Raw genomic sequence first — 15,869 nt, 5'->3', positions numbered from 1 at the left:
CAAAAAGGATTGGGCAAAGGCGCGGCCTGGCCACCCCATGGCAGGGGCGGGCGTTGCGGTGCGCAGGGGGATTACTGGGTGGGCTGGAGACCGGCCGCCTTGACGAGTGCGGCGTTGTTCTTGATCTCGTCCTTGATGTAGGCGTCGAACTGCTCGGGCTTGAGCGTCCACGCATCGGCACCGAGCTTGAGGAAGCGCTCCTTCACCTCGGGCGTCGCCAGCGCCTTCACCACCTCGTCGTGCAGGCGGTTCACGATGTCGCGTGGCGTCTTGGCCGGCACCATCATCCCGATCCAGAAGTTGAACTCCGAGCCGGGCACGCCGGCCTCGGCCGTGGTGGGCACGTCGGGCAGGGCGGCGGCGCGCTTGGGCGAGCCCACGGCCAGCGCCAGCAGCTGGCCGTCCTTGATCTGGCCGATGACGGGCGCGATGGGCGAGAAGTAGTAGTCCACGCGGCCCGACAGTACCTCGGTCACGGCCTCGGCAGAGCCCTTGAAGGGGATGTTGGTGGCGTCGATCTTCGCGGCCAGCTTGAACTTCTCGGCGTTCAGGTGCGTGGCGCTGCCCTGGCCGGCCGAGGCGAAGTTGACCGTTCCGGGCTTGGCCTTGGCCGAAGCCACCAGGTCCTGCAGCGTCTTGATGCCCTTGGCGGGCGAGATCACCAGCGCATTGGGCAGCGACGAGATCGGCGTCACGCCCGCGAAGTCGCCCGTGGTGTCGAACGGCAGTTTGGCGAAGGTCAGCGGGCTCACGGTGTGCGAGGAGGAGTGGATCATCACCGTGTACCCGTCGGGCGCCGCCGTGGCCACTGCCTGCTGGCCGATGGTGCCGCTGGCGCCACCGCGGTTGTCCACCACCAGCGACTGGCCCATGCTCTGGCCCATCTTGTCGGCGATGGCGCGCGCAATGATGTCGGTGGTGCTGCCCGCCGCGAAGGGCACGATCACGCGCACCGGCTTGGTGGGGTAGGCGCCCTGCGCCAGCGCGGCCAGGGGCAGGGTGGAAAGAACAGCACCCGCGAGCGCGGCATGTGCAGCGGTGCGGGCAAAACGGGCGAGGCACGTAGTAGGCATGGTGGATTTGTCTCCGGGGTGGCAGGCTTGAACTTGCTCTTAATTCACTGATTGGTGAATAGAGTGCATTTTTCAGGATCAGCCACCGGACGTCAACGCGGTTGCGCGGGGTGCAATTAGGGGTTTACCCGGAAATACGCAACCTGAGCGCCCGCGCTGCGCCTTCTGCCCGACAACCCGTGCATTCCAGAGGGGGATCGATTGGACGGAGGCAAGCGCTGCTGCGCTGGCCCGGCTCAGCTCCTCAGTACATAGCCGAGCACCATGTCGCACATGTGCGAAAGCCGCTCGTTGCGGGCTTTGGGCGCCATGAGGTCGCGTGCGAAGATGGACGAAAGCGTGTGGTTGTTCGACAGGTAGAAGTACGACAGCCCGGCGATCGACACGTACAGCTGCAGCGGGTCCACCCCGCCGCGAAAGCTGCCCTCGCGCCGGCCACGCTCCAGCACCTCGCCCAGCGTGGCGATCAGCGGCGAGTTCATCTCGCGCGCGCGCTGCGACTCCTGCAGGTGGCGTGCCTTGTGCAGGTTGGCGCTGTTGAGCAGGGTCAGGAACTGCGGGTTCTCCAGGTAGTACACCCAGGTGAACTCCACCAGCCGGCGGATGGCGGTGGCGGGCTCCAGCTCCAGCAGGTTGAGCTTGCGCTCCTCCTCGCGGATGTGCAGGTAGGCCTGCTCCAGCACGGCCTGGAAGAGCTTTTCCTTGTCCTCGAAGTAGTAGTAGATCAGCCGCTTGTTCAGGCCGGCGCGCTCGGCGATGCGGTCCATGCGGGCGCCGCCCAGGCCGTGCTCGGCGAATTCGTCGCGTGCCGCGCTGAAGATCGCGCCCTGTGAGCGGTCGGCGTCGCGCTGGCGCTCCTTGGCAGGAGTCGGCTCTGTGTCTTTGGTCATGCCCGAATAGTTCACTATCTGGTTAACAAAATCCAGTCCTTCTGGAAATCCAGAAGCGATTTTGTGGTGGCGATGCACGGCGCGGCAGGGGTCCACACGGGCACCCGGCACTATAGCCAGAGCGCCAACAGGTTCCCGGCTGGCGCATCTGCATACGCACAGCATATGGAGCTGCCCTGCACAGGCTATTTGACGGCACGCAGGGCCCTTTCTACGATGTGCCAAGGCCCTTGCCGCCCGCTGCTTTCGCAGAACCACACAACATACCCGGAGACGAATCGCCCATGCACTCCCTTCCTGCACCCCTCGTGCGCGCGATGCGCCTGCCCCTGGTGGGCCTGGCCGCCGGCCTGCTGGCCGCCTGTGCCCCGATGAAGACGCCGCCGACCGCCAGCGTGGGCGATTTGCCTGCCAGCAAGGAGGCGGCCCCGGTCGCCACCGCCTGCCCCAAGGACATCGCGGCCATCGCACGCTGCCTGTCGGGCCAGGATTCGGCGGGCGCCTACTACCTCATCGCCATGCCGAACCAGTGGAACCAGGTGCTGGTGATGCACTCGCACGGCGGCCCCACGCTGGGCGCACCCAAGGCCGAGCGCGCGGTGGAAGACCTGGAGCGCTGGTCCATCATGGTCCGCGCCGGCTATGCCTGGGCGGGCAGCACCTTCCGCCAGGGCGGTGTGGCCGTGCGCGCCGCAGCCGAGGACACCGAGCGGCTGCGCCGCATCTTCGTGGCCCAGGTGGCCCAGCCGCGCCGCACCATCCTGCACGGCCAGTCCTGGGGCGCCGGCGTGGCCGCCATGGGGGCCGACATGTTCGGCAACGGGGCCGGCAAGCCCTACGATGCCGTGCTGCTCACCAGCGGCCTGCTGGCAGGCGGCAGCCGCTCGTACGACTTCCGCACCGACCTGCGCGTGGTCTACCAGCACCTGTGCAACAACCACCCGCTGCCCAGCGAGCCGCAGTACCCGCTGAACATCGGCCTGCCGGCCAGCGCCAAGATGACCGCCGCCGAACTCACGGCCCGCGCCAACGAGTGCCTGGGCCTGAACAAGCCGGCCGCCGAGCGCACGCCCGAGCAACAGCGCAAGGTCAAGACCATCGTCGACGTGCTCCGCATCCCTGCCAGCTCGATCCAGAGCCACCTGAACTGGGGCACCTTCCACTACCGTGACGTGGTGCACCTGCGCACGGGCGACGCCAGCCCCTTCGGCAACACGGGCGCCCGGTACACGGGCTCCGCCGACGATGCGGCGCTCAACGCTGCCGTGCTGCGCTACAAGGCTGATCCGCAGGCCCTGGCGCGCTTCGCGCAGGACACCGACCCCACGGGCCGCATCGCCGTGCCGGTGCTCACCGTCAAGGGCGTGGACGACCCGACCGCCTTCGTCGAACTCGATGCCTACTTCAAGGGCACCATGGAGCGCGCCGGCAGCGGCGCGCGCCTGGTGCAGACCTTCACCCAGCACAACACCCACAGCTACCTGAGCGACCCGACCTACCCCACGCTGATGACCGCGCTGCTGCGCTGGGTGGACGAGGGCGTGAAGCCCACGCCCGACAGCATTGCCCAGCAGTGCCCGGCCTATGAAGCGCAGTTCGGCAAGGGCTGCGCCTTCCTGCCCGCCTACGTGCCCAAGCCCCTGAACAGCCGCGTGGTGGACCGCGACCGGCCGTAGCTTGTACCCGGCAGCTTGCTCGCGGCGCAATCGGCCAAGAAAAAGGGCCCCGATCGGGGCCCTGGGCTATGGGAGTGTGGGGCTCCGCAGCGAAAGGATCAGGCAAAGGCCTTGAGTGCCTTGTTCAGCGTCTCGCTGGGGCGCATCACGGCGTCCAGCTTGGCGACGTCGGGCAGGAAATAGCCACCGATGTCGGCGGGCTGGCCCTGCACGGCGGCCAGCTCGGCCACGATGGTGTCTTCCTTGGCGGTCAGTTCCTGGGCCAGCGGCGCGAAGTGCGCTGCCAGTTCCTTGTCGTCCGTCTGCGCGGCCAATTCCTGGGCCCAGTACAGGGCCAGGTAGAACTGGCTGCCGCGGTTGTCCAGCTGGCCGGTCTTGGGCGAGGGGTTCTTGTTGTTGTCCAGCAGCTTGCCCGTGGCGGCGTCCAGCGTCTTGGCCAGGACCTTGGCCTTGGCGTTGCCGGTCTTCAGCCCCATGTCCTCGAACGACACGGCCAGCGCCAGGAACTCGCCCAGCGAATCCCAGCGCAGGTGGTTTTCTTCCACCAACTGCTGCACGTGTTTGGGCGCGGAGCCGCCGGCACCCGTTTCGTACATGCCGCCGCCGGCCATCAGGGGCACGACGGACAGCATCTTGGCCGAGGTGCCCAGTTCCATGATGGGGAACAGGTCGGTCAGGTAGTCGCGCAGGATGTTGCCGGTGGCGCTGATGGTGTCCTGGCCGCGGATCACTCGTTCCAGCGTGTAGCGCATGGCACGCACCTGGCTCATGATCTGGATGTCGAGGCCGGTGGTGTTGTGCTCGTGCAGGTACATCTTGACCTTGGTGATCAGCTGCGCCTCGTGCGGGCGGTACGAGTCGAGCCAGAACACCACGGGCATGCCGGAGTTGCGGGCGCGCGTGACGGCCAGCTTGACCCAGTCGCGGATCGCGGCGTCCTTGACCTGGCACATGCGCCAGATGTCGCCGGCTTCCACGTTCTGGGACAGCAGCACTTCGCCGGTCGCCAGGTCGGTGATGTTGGCCACGCCGTCTTCGGCGATCTCGAACGTCTTGTCGTGCGAGCCGTACTCTTCGGCCTGCTGGGCCATCAGGCCCACGTTGGGCACCGTGCCCATGGTCTTGGGGTCGAACGCGCCGTGCCATTTGCAGAAGTTGATGATCTCCTGGTAGATGCGGGCGAAGGTCGACTCGGGCATCACGGCCTTCACGTCCTTGAGGCGGCCGTTGGCGTCCCACATCTTGCCGCTGTTGCGGATCATCGCGGGCATGGACGCGTCCACGATGATGTCGTTGGGCGAGTGGAAGTTGGTAATGCCCTTGGCCGAGTCGACCATGGCCAGCTCGGGGCGGTTCTCGTGGCAGGCGTGCAGGTCGCGCTTGATCTCGTCGCGCTGGCTTTGTGGCAGCGTCTCGATCTTGGCGTACAGGTCGACCATGCCGTTGTTCACGTTCACGCCCAGCTCGTCGAACGTCTTGGCGTGCTTGGCGAACGCGTCCTTGTAGAAGATGCGCACGCAGTGGCCGAACACGATGGGGTGAGACACCTTCATCATCGTGGCTTTCACGTGCAGCGAGAACATCACGCCGGTCTTGCGCGCGTCTTCGATTTCCTTCTCGTAGAACTCCAGCAGCGCCTTCTTGCTCATGAACATGCTGTCGATCACCTCGCGGTCGAGCAGCGCGACCTTGGGCTTGAGGACAATAGCCTTGCCGCTCTTGGTGATCAGTTCCATCTTCACTTCACGGGCGCGGTCCAGCGTCATGGACTTTTCGCCATGGTAGAAGTCGCCGTGGTGCATGTGCGAGACGTGGCTGCGCGATGCCTGGCTCCATTCACCCATCGAATGGGGGTTCTTGCGCGCGTAGTTCTTCACGGCGGCGGGCGCGCGGCGATCGGAGTTGCCTTCGCGCAGCACGGGGTTCACAGCAGAGCCGATGCACTTGCCGTAGCGCGCCTTGATCTCTTTTTCCTTGTCGTCCTTGGGCTGGTCGGGGTAGTCGGGTAGTGCGTAGCCCTTGCCCTGCAGTTCGGCGATGGCCGCCTTGAGCTGCGACACCGAGGCGCTGATGTTGGGCAGCTTGATGATGTTGGCGTCGGGCTGCAGCGTCTTCTTGCCCAGCTCGGCCAGGGTGTTCGGAGCGCGTTGCTCTTCCTTCAGAAACTCGGGGAACTCGCCCAGCACGCGGGCGGCCACGGAGATGTCCGACTCCGCCACGTTGATGCCGGCAGGTGCGGCGAACGTGCGGATGATGGGCAGGAAGGAAGCCGTGGCCAGGCGAGGTGCCTCGTCGGTCAGGGTGTAGATGATGGTCGGTTGCTGTGTCGTCATGGCTTGTCTCACGAAACGGGTGTGTAAATGCCCTTTGCCGGGGTATGGCAGGGGCCAAACGCGAATGCTCTCGCATTCTCGTCTTTTGCTGCTTTCCCGGACCCCCATTTTTGCAATTGAATTCCACTATGCAAAATTTACCGTTGGGTCGGGGGATTTTTTTATCGGTTTGCTCTTGTGCGAGGGGCGGGGAGTCCAGATGGCGCGGCCCCAAATCAGCTCAAAATCCTCATCGGCAGAAGGGCCAAGCGGCAGGCCGCGAGGCAATATGGCCGGCGGTTCAGGGCTCCGGCTGGTGGCCCTATGCTTGACCGCAGCCACCAGGAGGCCCGTATGGATGAGGAACAGAACAAGCGCAACGTCATGGCCTTCTATGACCTGATGTTCAACCAGTGCCAACCGGCGCAGGCCATCGAACGGTACGCAGGCAGCGTCTACATCCAGCACAACCCGCATGTGGCCGATGGCAAGCAGGCCTTCATCGACTACTTCGAGCGCATGGCGCGGGAGTTCCCCGGCAAGCACGTGGAGTTCAAGCGCGCCCTGGCCGAGGGGGACCACGTGGTGCTGCATTGCCTGCAGACCTGGCCGGGCGACAAGGACTATGCGGGCATCGACATCTTCCGGCTAGACGCGGATGGAAAGATCGTGGAGCACTAGGACGTGCTGCAGGTGGTCCCCGAGCGGTCGGCGCACGGGAACGGAATGTTCTGACGCAGCGCGCGCCGTGCGCTCACAGGCGCCGGACCTGCGCCCCTGCCACCACGAAACGCAGCGTGCCCGGTGGCAATTGGTCCACCGCGGATCCCGTGAACGCTCCGAACGCCGGCAGCACGACCAGCCCCGGCGTCCATGCAAAGCAGGGCAGGCGCACGCTGTCACGCGCCAGTCCGTACAGGGTCGCCGTGGGGTGCAGGTGCCCCGCCAGCACCGTGGCCCCCGCTACCGAATGCGGGTGGTGGCAGGCCAGCACCTCGACCCCCTCCATCGGTTGCCAGGGCTCATCGACCAGGGTGATACCCAGGGCTTCTGGCGGGTCGCCCGCATGCACGTCGTGGTTGCCACGCACCAGCGTCATGCGCACTGCAGCTTGGCCTTCGCGCCAGGGCTGCAGCTGCTGCCACAGGGCGTCTGCCGCACCGCTGCGCGCGTGCAGAAAGTCTCCGAGGAAGACCAGGTGCTCCGCGCCCGTCACGGCCAGCACTTCGTCGAGCCGGGCCAGGTTGTCGGCCGTGGTGCCGTGTGGCACGGGCTGGCCCGCGCGGCGGAAGGTGGCGGCCTTGCCGAAATGCACGTCGGCCACGAAGGCGGCGCGCGCGGCAGGCCACCACACGGCGCGCTGGGGCAGCAGCCACAGGGAGGTGCCGCCAGGCAGGGTGATGGCCTTGGCGCCTGGGGGAGGGGCGGTGGGTGAATGGGCGAAAGAAGGGTCTGCGTTCAAGGGAAGTTCGGTCGTCGTCGTGCTCAGAATCCGTGGCGCCTTCGGGGTCGGCGGGGGCTGTCTCCCGCATCGCCTCGGCGCGCGCGCCGGGGTGGCGCGGTGGCGCCGTCGGGCACATCCCAGGCCATGTCGGCCGGGTCCACGGGATTGTCGGCGAGGTGGGTGCCGGTGGTGTCGTCGGCTGCCTTCTCCAGCGCCTGCACCATGCGCGCCAGGCGGTCGGCCAGGGTCTCGGTGCTCAGGCGCTCGCGAAAGCGCTCCACCATCAAGGGCAGGGCGAACGGGGTGGGGCGCTCCAGCGCATGGATGGACAGGGTCTGCGCCTGCATGCCGCGCAAGGTGCGCGCGAGGCGCTCCATGTCCAGCTCGTTGGCCAGCAGCTCGGCGCGGGCCTGGGCCAAGAGCAGGTTGTCGGGGTCGTACTGGGCGAACACGTCGTAGTACAGCGAGGACGAGGCCTGCAACTGGCGGCTGCTGCGCTGCTCGCCCGGGTGGCTCTGGAAGATGAGCCCTGCGATGCGCGCGATCTCTCGAAAACGCCGGCGCGCCATCTCGGTGGCGTTCAGGCTGGACAGCACCTCCTCTTCGAGCCCGCTGCCCAGGGCGGTCGGCGTGCCTTCACCCAGGATGCGGGGCAGCAGCGTGGCCCAGTCGATGGGCTTGGCCGACAACAGCTCCAGCCCGTAGTCGTTGACGGCGATGGAGAAGGTGTTGGCCACCTGCTGCGATGCGCGCCAGGCCAGCAGGCCGGCCAGGCCCAGATGCACCAGGCGGCCCGCCAGCGGGTACAGGTACAGGTGCCAGCCCTCGCGGGTGTGCAGTGTTTCGGCCACCAGGCGGCCGGGCGTGGGCAGGGCGGACCAGGCATCCTGCACGGCCAGCAGGGGGCGGGCGCACTGCATCTCGGGTGATGCGTAGACACCACGCTCGGCCTGCTCCAGCATCTCCAGCATGGCGTCGGCCAGCGTGTTCGACAGTGGCATGCGCCCGCCGTTCCAGCGCGGGAGCGCGGCGCTGCCCTTGGGGGCGATGCGCACGTAGGCCGTCATCTGCTGCGTGCGCACCAGCTCCAGCAGGCGGCCGGCGAACATGAACACGTCGCCCTTGCGCAGCCGGGCGATGAAGCTCTCTTCCACCGAACCCAGGCGCCCGCCGCTCACGAACTGCACCTGCATGCTGGCATCGCTGACGATGGTGCCGATGTTGCTGCGGTGGCGGCGCGCCAGCCGCGCATCGGGCACGCGCCACACGCCTTCCTCATCGGGCGCGGCGCGCTGGAAATCGGGGTAGATGGCCAGCGAGGCCCCTCCCTGGCGCACGAACTGCAGCGCCCACTGCCAGTCATTGTCGGCCAGCGCGGCATAGGCCGGGGCGCGGCGCACCTCGGCCAGCAGCGCCTCGGGCACGAAGCCGCCGCCCAGCGCCACGGTGACCAGGTGCTGCACCAGCACGTCGAGTGGCGCGCGCGGTGTGTGCCGGTCTTCGATGCGGCCCAGCGCCAGCGCGTGGCGCGCGGCGGCCGCCTCCACCAGCTCCAGGCTGTGCGTGGGCACCAGGGTGATGCTCGACGTGCGCCCTGGCGCGTGGCCGGATCGGCCCGCGCGCTGCACCAGCCGCCCCACACCCTTGGCCGAGCCGATCTGCAGCACCTGCTCCACGGGCAGAAAGTCCACGCCCAGGTCCAGGCTCGACGTGCAGACCACCGCCTTGAGCAGGCCGGCCTTGAGCCCATTCTCCACCCAGGCGCGCACCTCCTGGCCCAGCGACCCATGGTGCAGCGCCAGCGTGCCCGCCCAGTCGGGCCGCGCCTCCAGCAGGGCCTGGTACCAGCGCTCGGCCTGCGAGCGGGTGTTGGTGAACACCAGTGACGATGCGCAGGCCTCGATGGACTCCACCACCTGCGGCAGCAGCGCCAGGCCCATGTGGCCGGCCCAAGCGAAGCGGTCCACCTTGGCGGGCAGCATCACGTCCACCCGCAGCGCCTTGTCGATGCGGCCCTGCACCAGCACGGCGGGCGGTGCGGCGGGGGCGCCCTGCACCGGGCGGGGCAGCAGGGTGTCCAGCGCCTCCTGCAGGTTGCCCAGCGTGGCCGACATGCCCCAGACCTGCAGGGCGGGGTTCCAGCCCGACAGGCGCGCCAGCGCCAGCTGTGCCTGCACGCCACGCTTGTTGCCCACCAGCTCATGCCACTCGTCCACCACCACCAGCTGCACATGGCGCAGGCGCTCATGGGCATCGGCCCGCGCCAGCAGCAGCGACACGCTTTCGGGCGTGGTCACCAGCAGCGTGGGCAGGCGGCGGTCCTGAGCGGCGCGCTCGCCGCTAGCGGTGTCGCCGGTGCGCAGGCCACTGGTCCAGTCTGGCGCCAGGTCGGGCAGGGGCGCTACCAGCGCGCGCAGCGTGTCGGCGGCCAGGGCGCGCATGGGGGTGATCCACAGCACGGTGAGCGGTGGAGCTGCCGCGCGGCGTGTGCGCAGGGCCGTGCGCGCGCTCGCCTCTGCAACGGGTGCCACGGGCGCGCCTGCCAGCGCCAGGTGCTGCAGCGCGCCCAGCCACACGGCATAGGTCTTGCCCGCACCAGTGGTGGCGTGCAGCAGGCCCGAGCGGCCTCCGCCCATGGCACGCCATACCTCCTGCTGAAAGCCGAAGGGCTGCCAGCCGCGCGCCGCCATCCAGCCTGCCGCCGCACTGGCGGCCACCGTGGGCCGCGGCTTGCGCGGTCGCCGGGGCGGGGCCTTGGCTCCCGTGCTCATGCCGGTGCGTCCTGCCCTGGCAGAAGCGCCATCAGCGTCTGCAAGGTATCGGCCTCGGCCACGGTCTTGTCCTGGCGCCAGCGCAGCATGCGCGGAAAGCGCACGGCGATGCCGCTCTTGTGCCGCGGGCTCTTGCCGATGCCCTCGAAGCCGAGTTCGAAGACCATGGTTGCATCCACGCTGCGCACGGGCCCGAAGCTCTCGCGCGTGGTCTTGCGGATGATGGCGTCCACCTGGCCGATCTCCACGTCCGTCAGGCCCGAATAGGCCTTGGCGAAAGGAACCAGCTGGCGCTCGGGGTCGCCCTGCGGCCCGTTCCACACGGCAAAGGTGTAGTCGCTGTACAGGCTGGCGCGGCGGCCATGGCCGCGCTGGGCGTAGATCAGCACGGCGTCCACGCTCATGGGGTCGATCTTCCACTTCCACCACACGCCCACGTCCTTGGTGCGGCCCACGCCGTAGTGCGCCTGGCGGTGCTTGAGCATGAAGCCCTCGGTGCCCATGCCACGCGCGGCCTCGCGCTGGCGCGCCAGGTCCTCCCAGTCGTTGCCCTGCAGCAGCGCGCTCAGCCGCAGGGTGTGCTGCGGTGCGGGTGCGATGGCCGCCGCCAGGTCGGCTTGCAGTGTGGCCTCCAGCAGCGCGCGGCGTGCCTGCTGGGGCTGCTGGCGCAGGTCCTGGCCCGCATGTTCGAGCAGGTCATAGGTCACAAGTACCACGGGCAGCTCGCGCAGCAGCTTGGGGCCCAGGGTCTTGCGGCCCAGGCGCTTCTGCAGGTCGGCAAAGGGGCGGGGCTGGGGCTCGCCGGGCAGCCACACGAGGATCTCGCCATCGACCACCGTGCCATCGGGCAGTGCCGCCATCGCGGCCTCGGCCAGTTCAGGGAAACGGTCGGTCACGAGCTCCTCGCCGCGCGACCAGACCCAGACTTCGCCCGCGCGGCGCACGATCTGCGCGCGGATGCCGTCCCACTTCCACTCCACCAGCCAATCGCCGAGCGCGCCCAGCAGTGTGGGCATCTCGGCCACGGGCTGGCTGAACGGGTGGGCCAGGAAGAAAGGGTAGGGCTGGCCCGCCATGCCTGAATCCACTGCGGCGCCCGCGTTGCCATCTGCGGCCTCCTCCACGGGTGCCACCAGCGCGTTGTAGTCGTCTGCCTTGGGCTGCCGGCCGATCTGCGTGTAGCCCATGAGCCGGTGGGCAATGCGCTTGGGGTCCAGCGCGCTCACGGTGGCCAGCGCCTGTGTGACCTGCAGGCGCGACACCCCCACGCGGAAGTTGCCGGTGATGAGCTTGAAGTACACGAAGCGCTGCTCCGGTGCCAGCATGTCCCACTGCGTGCGGAGCCGAGCATCGGCCTCCTCGGGCGGCAGGGAGCGCAGCGGCAGCAGCTTGGCCATCCACTCGGCCAGCGGCAGGTCCACCGGCTGCAGCGGCGGGGGCAGCAGCAGGGCGAGCGTCTCGGCCAGGTCGCCCACGGCCTGGTAGCTTTCTTCGAACAGCCATTCGGGCAGCCCGGCCGCTTCCTGCGCCAGGGCCTTCAGGCGCTTGGTGGGCACCATCTGGCGCGGCTTGCCCCCCGCCAGGAAGTAGGTGGCCCAGGCCGCATCGGCCGGCGGCGCCACGCGCAGGTAGGCTACCAGCGCTGCCAGCTTGGCCGACTGCCCGGTGGTGGCATCGAGCGCCTGGAACAGCTGGGCAAAGGCCTTCATGCAGCGGCCTCGGGTGCCGGCGCATCGGCCTGTGCTGGCGGCGCTGCCCCTGCGTCGTCCTCGGTGTCGTCGGCGCCGTACTCGGTCACGAACACCTGGGCATCGAGCCCCTGCTCGCACAGCCAGCGCACCATCACCTCGGTGCTGCCGTGGGTGACGATGATGCGCTCGGCCCCCGTGGCGCCAATGGCCTTTTGCAGGCTGGGCCAGTCGGCGTGGTCGCTCATCACGAAGCCCCGGTCCACGCCCCGGCGGCGGCGCGCGCCGCGCACCAGCATCCAGCCGCTGGCAAAAGCGTCGGAATGCTCGCCAAAGCGCTTGAGCCAAGGCGTGCCCGCCGCCGAGGGCGGTGCCAGCACCAGCGCGCGGCGCAACTCGGCCTTGGTGACGCCCGGGTCCGTCACGCGCAGCGTGGGCGGTAGCGCCACGCCCGCCGCGCGGTACACGGCGTTGAGCGGGTCCACCGCACCATGCACGACGATGGGACCGATGCCCGAGTCCACCCCGTGCAGCAGGCGCTGCGCCTTGCCGAAGGCGTAGGCATACAGCACGCTGGCCTTGCCCGCCGCCGCATTCGCGGCCCACCAGGCATTGATGTCGGCGAACAGCACGGGCTGCGAGGGCCAGCGGTAGATCGGCAGGCCAAAGGTCGATTCGGTGATGAAGGTATGGCAGCGCACCGGCTCGAACGGCGGGCAGGTGCCATCGTCCTCGAGCTTGTAGTCGCCCGAGGCCACCCACACCTGGCCGCCATGCTCCACCCGCACCTGGGCCGATCCCAGCACATGCCCCGCCGGGTGCAGCGACAGGCGCACGCCGTGGTGGTCGATGGTGTCGCCATAGGCCAGCGTCTGCAAATCGATGTCGGCCCCCAGCCGGTTGCGCAGCGTGCCCTCGCTGTCCTGGTGCGCCAGGTAGTGCGCCGAGCCCATGCGTGCATGGTCCGAATGCGCATGCGTGATCACGGCCCGCTCCACCGGCCGCCAGGGGTCGATGTAGAAATTGCCGGCCGGGCAGTACAGGCCTTCGGGGCGGTGGACGATGAGGTCGCTGGGCATGGGGCAGTTAGGAGTGCAGTCCATCCTAAGCGTGGAACGCAGCCCTGCGACGGCTCGTCCGGCAACTCGCAGCCGTGTCCTACAGCCGGCGCTACCGTCGGCTAGCCATGGAATGCAGCCTCCGCAATCTGCTGCACCCGTGCCATCGTGATGCCCTCCCGTTGCTCCACCGCCAGCGGGTGGTTTGTCGGTTCCAGCGTGATGAGGGGGCGCTGTCCCAGGGGCATGGTCTGCACGTTCGTCTTCAGGCTGAGCGTGCCAGGCGCATAGCCAGGCAGGGCACTTTGCAGCCAGCCGAAACACGCTGGCTCGGCCTCACGCCCTTCGCTCTCCCACAGCTCGCAGCTGCGCACGAAATTCGCCTCGCTCAGGGACACCCATGCGAGCCAGACGAAAGAATCGTCTCCGTCGACGACGGGCAGCAGGATCCGGCCGAGAATGAAAAAGTGCTGGCCGTCGATGACGCACTGGTCCGACGACAGCTCCACCCGTGCTTCACGCTCTGCTTCGGGTACCGAGAACCACAGCTCCGGGGCGGGGGCGCCCAGGCACATCGGTATGCTGTCGTGGGTCTGGCCGCAGGTTGCGCAAAGGAATCCGGTCATGGGAACGCGTTCATTCGTTGGTGGAGCAGCGGCTGTGCCGAAAGGAGGGCATCCGATGAAAGGCATTTTCACATTCCATGGAGTTCGGCGGTGCACCCTGGCACTTGCCGTTGCCATGGTATCGGGCGCTTTTGCGCAAAGCCCGGTGCCGCAGGCGCTCGTCGCCCGCACCAACGCTTTCAACGATCCCTTCGTACAGGTGACCTCGGCCATCGCTGCATGCCCCGCGCCCGAAGGCCCGCTCTACACCGAGGCCGAGGTGCGCGAACTGGCCCATGTGCGCTCGCAGCACGGCGGCAGCTGCCACCGCGTGGGGCGCTGCCGGCTGCCCAACTCCTACCTGTACGACGCCGAGATCATTCCGCGCGTGCAGCGCTACGTCCGCGAGGAAGGGCGTTTTGGCGACACCAGCGTATGGGTGCTGGGCGAGCGGCGCCTGGTCACGCTGATGGGCTGTGTGCAGTCCGCCGAGCAGGCCCAGGCGCTGGAGAAGGCCGTGGAGCTGGTGGACGACGTGATGGGCGTGATCAACCTGCTGCAAGTGGGCACCGAACGGGGCGCAGCGCGCTACCCTCTTGCCAAGTAGACAGATACCGCAGGTGCGGCGTTTGCGCAATCGGCCCTGACGCGCAATTGCGCGGGCGAACCACACTGCCCGGACGGGGGCTTTTGCGCGCGCGCGTCCTGCTGCATATTGCCGGTTCGTACGAACATTCCTGTTTTGCAAAGGAAACCCCCATGCACTTCAAGCACTCCCTGCTCGCGGCCGCCACCCTGGCCCTGGCAGCCATCGCCCCCACCGTTTCGGCAAAACCGTTCAAGTGGGCAGGGTCCACCGACATCCAGACCATGGACATCCACTCCCAGAACAGCGCCCTGGGCAACGGCATCCATGCCGCGGTGTACGAGTCGCTGGTGATGTTCAACAGCCGCACGCTCAAGGTCGAGCCGCTCTTGGCCACGTCCTGGCAGCAGGTCAGCCCCACGCAGCTGCGCGTGAAGCTGCGCCAGGGCGTGAAGTTCAGCGACGGCTCCACCATGACGGCGGACGACGTGGTGTTTTCGCTGCAACGTGCCATGGGCAAGAGCTCCACCTACGCCATCTACACCCAGGGCATGGACCGCATCGCCAAGGTGGACGGCGAGACCATCGACATCTTCCTGAAGAACTCCAACCCGGTGCTGCTCAACCAACTGACCGAGCTGCGCGTGATGAGCAAGGCCTGGTCCGAGAAGAACAACGCCGAGGAGCCCAAGGACATCAAGTCCAAGGACGAGACCTTCTCGCACCGCAACGCCATGGGAACCGGGCCCTTCGTGCTCAAGGAATGGGTACCCGACCAGAAGCTGGTGTTCGCCGCCAACCCGCAGTGGTGGAATGCCGGCAAGAGCGAGGGCAATGTCACCGAGATCGTCTACACGCCCATCAAGTCCGAGGCCACACGCATCGCGGCCCTGCTTTCGGGCGAGGTGGACATGGTGCGCGACACCAGTCTGCAGGACCTGGAGCGGCTCAGGGCCAACCCCAGCATCAAGGTCATGGAGATGGTCGAGAACCGCACCGTCTACCTGGCCCTGGACCAGTTCCGCGACGAGCTGCCGGGCAGCAGCGTGAAGGGCAAGAACCCGCTCAAGGACCTGCGCGTGCGCAAGGCGCTGTACCAGGCCATCGACGTGGCCACCCTGCAGCGTGTGACCATGCGCGGCATGTCCAAGCCCACGGGCGCCATGGTCTCGCCCCTGGTCAACGGCTGGACGGAGGCCGTGGACAAGCGCCTGCCCTACGACCCCAATGCCGCCAAGGCGCTGCTGGCCGACGCCGGCTACAAGGACGGCTTCGAGGTCGATTTCGCCTGCAGCAACAACTCCATCATCCAGGACGAGAACCTGTGCCAGGCCATCACCTCGATGTGGGCGCGCGTGGGCGTCAAGGCCAAGCTGCGCACCATGCCCTCCATCACCTACTACCCCATGGCGCAGCGGCACGAAGCCAGCATCACCCTGCTCAGCTGGGGCGTGCCGACCTTCGACGCGCTGTACACCCTGCAGTCGCTCACGCGTACCAAGACCACGGGCGGCGACGGCAACTACAACCTGGGCCGCTACAGCAACGAGCGCATGGACTACGTCGTGGACCGCGTGAAGACCGAGATCGACCAGCCCGTGCGCAACCGCCTGCTGACCGAAGGCCTGCAGCTGCAGAACGACACAGTGGCCAACATCCCCCTGCACAACCAGATGCTGGCCTGGGCGATGAAGAAGAACGTCGAGCTGGTGCAGCGGCCTGACAACCGCATCGACTGGCGCCTGATCAAGGTGAACTGATGCCGG

The 15,869-nt window shown here is 67.9% G+C and carries 12 protein-coding genes; 4 read left to right on the top strand and 8 right to left on the bottom strand.

Going from position 1 to position 15,869, the window contains the following annotated elements; translation table 11 throughout:
- Positions 1-71: 71 nt before the first annotated feature.
- Entirely contained in the window at positions 72-1,073 is a 1,002-nt protein-coding gene (locus tag ASE28_RS12495) for a tripartite tricarboxylate transporter substrate binding protein (protein WP_057266820.1), read from the bottom strand.
- Between the two features lie 236 nt (positions 1,074-1,309).
- Positions 1,310-1,963 (bottom strand): TetR/AcrR family transcriptional regulator, encoded by a 654-nt coding sequence (locus tag ASE28_RS12490; RefSeq protein WP_057266819.1) that lies wholly within the window; start codon positions 1,961-1,963, stop codon positions 1,310-1,312.
- Positions 1,964-2,247: 284 nt separating this feature from the next.
- Between ASE28_RS12490 and ASE28_RS12485 the strand changes: the two genes are divergently transcribed.
- Complete coding sequence (locus tag ASE28_RS12485) at positions 2,248-3,639, top strand: hypothetical protein (RefSeq protein ID WP_157421956.1); 1,392 nt, start codon at positions 2,248-2,250, stop codon at positions 3,637-3,639.
- Between the two features lie 98 nt (positions 3,640-3,737).
- Here the strand turns inward: ASE28_RS12485 and ASE28_RS12480 are convergent, their stop codons facing one another.
- Positions 3,738-5,972, bottom strand: coding sequence for an NADP-dependent isocitrate dehydrogenase (locus tag ASE28_RS12480; RefSeq protein ID WP_057200364.1), 2,235 nt, complete (start codon positions 5,970-5,972; stop codon positions 3,738-3,740).
- Positions 5,973-6,305: 333 nt separating this feature from the next.
- Here ASE28_RS12480 and ASE28_RS12475 point away from each other — a divergent pair, with 333 nt between their 5' ends.
- The gene (locus tag ASE28_RS12475) at positions 6,306-6,632 is read left to right on the top strand and encodes a nuclear transport factor 2 family protein (RefSeq protein ID WP_057266817.1); all 327 of its coding nucleotides are present in this window, start codon (positions 6,306-6,308) and stop codon (positions 6,630-6,632) included.
- 73 nt (positions 6,633-6,705) lie between these two features.
- On the opposite strand, the gene pdeM is transcribed toward ASE28_RS12475, so the two are convergent.
- The 5 genes from pdeM to ASE28_RS12450 all read right to left on the bottom strand — a co-directional run bounded on the left by pdeM (position 6,706) and on the right by ASE28_RS12450 (position 13,538).
- Positions 6,706-7,413, bottom strand: a complete 708-nt coding sequence (pdeM, locus tag ASE28_RS12470; RefSeq protein WP_057266816.1) for a ligase-associated DNA damage response endonuclease PdeM — start codon at positions 7,411-7,413, stop codon at positions 6,706-6,708.
- A 23-nt stretch (positions 7,414-7,436) separates the two neighbouring features.
- Positions 7,437-10,166 (bottom strand): ligase-associated DNA damage response DEXH box helicase, encoded by a 2,730-nt coding sequence (locus ASE28_RS12465; RefSeq protein ID WP_057266815.1) that lies wholly within the window; start codon positions 10,164-10,166, stop codon positions 7,437-7,439.
- The gene (locus ASE28_RS12460; RefSeq protein WP_057266814.1) at positions 10,163-11,875 is read right to left on the bottom strand and encodes an ATP-dependent DNA ligase; all 1,713 of its coding nucleotides are present in this window, start codon (positions 11,873-11,875) and stop codon (positions 10,163-10,165) included. The genes ASE28_RS12465 and ASE28_RS12460 overlap by 4 nt, the downstream gene beginning before the upstream one ends.
- On the bottom strand, positions 11,872-12,933 hold the full coding sequence (locus ASE28_RS12455; RefSeq protein ID WP_057266813.1) for a ligase-associated DNA damage response exonuclease: 1,062 nt from the start codon (positions 12,931-12,933) through the stop codon (positions 11,872-11,874). Before ASE28_RS12455 ends, ASE28_RS12460 begins: the two co-directional genes overlap by 4 nt.
- A gap of 101 nt (positions 12,934-13,034) precedes the next feature.
- On the bottom strand, positions 13,035-13,538 hold the full coding sequence (locus ASE28_RS12450; protein ID WP_057266812.1) for a DUF2199 domain-containing protein: 504 nt from the start codon (positions 13,536-13,538) through the stop codon (positions 13,035-13,037).
- A gap of 115 nt (positions 13,539-13,653) precedes the next feature.
- Here ASE28_RS12450 and ASE28_RS12445 point away from each other — a divergent pair, with 115 nt between their 5' ends.
- Both ASE28_RS12445 and ASE28_RS12440 read left to right on the top strand, forming a co-directional pair.
- Complete coding sequence (locus tag ASE28_RS12445) at positions 13,654-14,124, top strand: BON domain-containing protein (RefSeq protein WP_057266811.1); 471 nt, start codon at positions 13,654-13,656, stop codon at positions 14,122-14,124.
- 152 nt (positions 14,125-14,276) lie between these two features.
- Complete coding sequence (locus ASE28_RS12440; protein WP_057266810.1) at positions 14,277-15,863, top strand: ABC transporter substrate-binding protein; 1,587 nt, start codon at positions 14,277-14,279, stop codon at positions 15,861-15,863.
- The last annotated feature ends 6 nt before the right edge of the window (positions 15,864-15,869 follow it).

This window comes from Acidovorax sp. Root219 (genome assembly GCF_001428665.1).
Lineage (GTDB): Bacteria > Pseudomonadota > Gammaproteobacteria > Burkholderiales > Burkholderiaceae_C > Acidovorax.
Note: the sequence above shows the minus strand (reverse complement) of the source record. Positions and strands in the feature narration are given on the sequence as shown.

Excerpts from the sequence above, each read along its gene's own strand:
- ASE28_RS12465 (WP_057266815.1), bottom strand. The coding sequence starts at position 10,166 with ATGAGCACGGGAGCCAAGGCCCCGCCCCGGCGACCGCGCAAGCCGCGG.
- ASE28_RS12450 (WP_057266812.1), bottom strand. The coding sequence starts at position 13,538 with ATGACCGGATTCCTTTGCGCAACCTGCGGCCAGACCCACGACAGCATA.
- ASE28_RS12490 (WP_057266819.1), bottom strand. The coding sequence starts at position 1,963 with ATGACCAAAGACACAGAGCCGACTCCTGCCAAGGAGCGCCAGCGCGAC.
- ASE28_RS12485 (WP_157421956.1), top strand. The coding sequence starts at position 2,248 with ATGCACTCCCTTCCTGCACCCCTCGTGCGCGCGATGCGCCTGCCCCTG.
- ASE28_RS12455 (WP_057266813.1), bottom strand. The coding sequence starts at position 12,933 with ATGCCCAGCGACCTCATCGTCCACCGCCCCGAAGGCCTGTACTGCCCG.
- ASE28_RS12460 (WP_057266814.1), bottom strand. The coding sequence starts at position 11,875 with ATGAAGGCCTTTGCCCAGCTGTTCCAGGCGCTCGATGCCACCACCGGG.
- ASE28_RS12495 (WP_057266820.1), bottom strand. The coding sequence starts at position 1,073 with ATGCCTACTACGTGCCTCGCCCGTTTTGCCCGCACCGCTGCACATGCC.
- ASE28_RS12440 (WP_057266810.1), top strand. The coding sequence starts at position 14,277 with ATGCACTTCAAGCACTCCCTGCTCGCGGCCGCCACCCTGGCCCTGGCA.
- ASE28_RS12475 (WP_057266817.1), top strand. The coding sequence starts at position 6,306 with ATGGATGAGGAACAGAACAAGCGCAACGTCATGGCCTTCTATGACCTG.
- ASE28_RS12480 (WP_057200364.1), bottom strand. The coding sequence starts at position 5,972 with ATGACGACACAGCAACCGACCATCATCTACACCCTGACCGACGAGGCA.
- ASE28_RS12445 (WP_057266811.1), top strand. The coding sequence starts at position 13,654 with ATGGTATCGGGCGCTTTTGCGCAAAGCCCGGTGCCGCAGGCGCTCGTC.